Genomic DNA, 2,575 nt, shown 5'->3' with positions numbered 1-2,575 from the left:
CATCTGATACTCCTGTCCTCATCGAAGATCATCCTCTTCGGCGCGCAACGCCCAGTTCGCGAAACGCTCGCCGGGATCACGCTTGGTGACGAAGTTGCGCACCACCCGGTCGATGTAGTCGCCGAGATCGTGACTGTAGACCTTATGCGCACGCAGTTTGCGGCCAAACCCAGCCTCTTGGCCAAGACCTCCGCCCAGGTGAACCTGGAAACCTTCGACCGCCCCGCCGTGGCCGTCGTCGAGCATCTGACCCTTGAGCCCGATGTCGCTGACCTGGATGCGGGCACAGGAATTGGGGCAGCCGTTGAGCCCGACGCTGATCGGCACATCGAGCCCGTCGTTGATGTCGGCCAGGCGGGATTCCAGCTCGGGCACCAGCGTATGGGCACGGACCCGCGTCTCGGCGAACGAGAGCTTGCAGAACTCGATGCCGGTGCAGGCCATCAGGTTCTTGCGCCAGCGCGACGGCCGCGCCGGCAACCCGAGCGTGTCGAGAGCGGCCACCATCTCCTCGACCTTGTCGTCGGGCACGTCGAGGATGATCAGCTTCTGATACGGGCTGAACCGGGCCCGATCCGAGCCGACCCGTTCCATCAAGTCGGCTACCGCCGACAGTGTGCTACCTGAGACTCGCCCGGCGATCGCGGCGACCCCGATCGCGTTGAGGCCGTTTTTTTGCCGCTGCACTCCCACGTGATCGATCGGGTGGGTGATCGGCTCGGGTGCCGGCCCGTCGACCAGTCGTCGATTGAGATACTCGCTTTCGAGCACCTCGCGGAATTTTTCCACCCCCCAGTCCTTGACCAGAAACTTCAGCCGCGCCTTGGCGCGCAGCCGCCGATAACCGTAATCGCGGAACAGCGCGGTCACCGCCTCCCACACGTCGGGCACCTCGTCCAGCGGCACCCAGACACCGACCCGCTGGGCCAGCATTGGGTTGGTCGACAGGCCGCCACCGACCCACAGGTCCATACCGGGGCCGTGCTCGGGATGGCTGACGCCGATGAACGCCACATCGTGGGTTTCGTGCGAGACGTCCTGCAATCCCGAGATCGCGGTCTTGTACTTGCGGGGCAGGTCCGCGTACTCGGGGTTGCCCAAAAACCGCCGGGTGATCTCCTCGATGGCCGGCGTGGGATCAAGAACCTCGTCCAAGGATTCACCGGCCAGCGGCGAGCCGTGGAAGCCACGCGGGCAATCCCCGCACGCCTCGGTCGTTTGCAAGCCCACCTCGTCGAGCCGCCGCCAGATCTCGGGAACATTCTCGATTTCCACCCAATGGATCTGCAGGCTTTCCCGATCCCCGATGTCGGCGGTGTCGCGGCCGAACTCGGTGGAAATCTGACCCATGGCGCGCAGCGCGGCCGCCGAGAGTGCCTTGCCGTCGGAGCGGATCCGCATCATGAAATAGCGGGCCTCGATGGTGTCGATGTTCTCGTCCCCGGTCCAGGATCCGTCATAGCCCTGCTCACGCTGGGTGTACAGCCCCATCCAGCGGAATCGCCCCCGCAAGTCGGTTTTGTCGATGCTGTCGAAGCCCCGCTTGGCGTAGACGTTCAAAATCCGGTCACGGACGTTGAGCGGGGCGTCGTCCTGTTTGAATCGCTCGTTGTCGTTGAGCGGTGCACGCTCGCCCAGCGCCCACTGGCCTTCGCTGCGTTTCTTACCGGACCGGGGGTTGCTCATTTTTGGTCCCTCCTTCACAACGTCGTCGACGTGGGCCACTCCTTCGGCGCCCAGCGCTCGGAACCACCGACGACACACCGACACCACCGGAGATATGCACCCAACGCGACGGCGGCGACACCAGCCGACCGAGGGGGTGATACCCACTTTGTTCACGCCGTAACCCGTAGCGGCATGAGATTTCCTGGATTCGTTGTCGGTACGGAATGGCCGTCTGAAATCGAACCCTTCAACCGTTGGCAGTGTTTCGATGGCAATCTCGTTAAGCGGCGTTTGCTTGGCGATGCGATGCGCGACCGCTCGCGAGCGGCCGGCAATCGGGCACATGGGATCGCAGCTAAGCCGCGCACCCGGTCCGCCGGCCGGGCCAGCACGACCGACGTATCCAGATACCTGCCGCCCAGCACACTCGCCAACCGCCTGTGTCACATGAGACCGGCGGCGTCCATCCCGCGCAGTTCCTTCTTCAAATCGGCGATCTCGTCTCGGAACCGGGCGGCCAATTCGAACTGCAGATCGCGCGCGGCGGCCGTCATCTGCGCGGTGAGGTCCTTGATGAGATCGGCCAGCTCGGCGCGGGGCATGTTGGCGGTGTCGCGACCTTCGAACACGCCGGCGCTCACCGCACGTCCCGGCTCACCCTGCGCGCGCCGGCCGCGGGATGCGTTGCGGCCTGACCCGCCGATCCCGATGTCGGTGTCGTCTGCCTCGCGGTAGACCTGGTCGAGGATGTCGCCGATCTTCTTGCGTAGCGGTTGCGGGTCGATGCCGTGGGCCTCGTTGTAGGCGATCTGTTTGGCCCGCCGCCGCTCGGTCTCGTCGATGGCCTCTTTCATCGAATCGGTGATGGTGTCGGCATACATGTGCACTTCCCCGGAGACGTTGCGGG

Annotated in this window: 2 protein-coding genes; both read right to left on the bottom strand. The window is 64.7% G+C overall.

The genetic code is table 11. The features are described from left to right. Positions 1 to 18: 18 nt before the first annotated feature. The gene (locus ACOJVU_RS18140; protein ID WP_421531042.1) at positions 19 to 1,686 is read right to left on the bottom strand and encodes a nitrite/sulfite reductase; all 1,668 of its coding nucleotides are present in this window, start codon (positions 1,684 to 1,686) and stop codon (positions 19 to 21) included. Between the two features lie 425 nt (positions 1,687 to 2,111). After that, positions 2,112 to 2,575 (bottom strand): UvrB/UvrC motif-containing protein (locus tag ACOJVU_RS18135; protein WP_421531041.1); only part of this gene is annotated, 464 nt, incomplete at its 5' end.

Origin of the sequence: Mycobacterium sp. THU-M104 (assembly GCF_049197365.1) — a bacterium.
GTDB lineage: Bacteria > Actinomycetota > Actinomycetes > Mycobacteriales > Mycobacteriaceae > Mycobacterium.
Note: the sequence above shows the minus strand (reverse complement) of the source record. Positions and strands in the feature narration are given on the sequence as shown.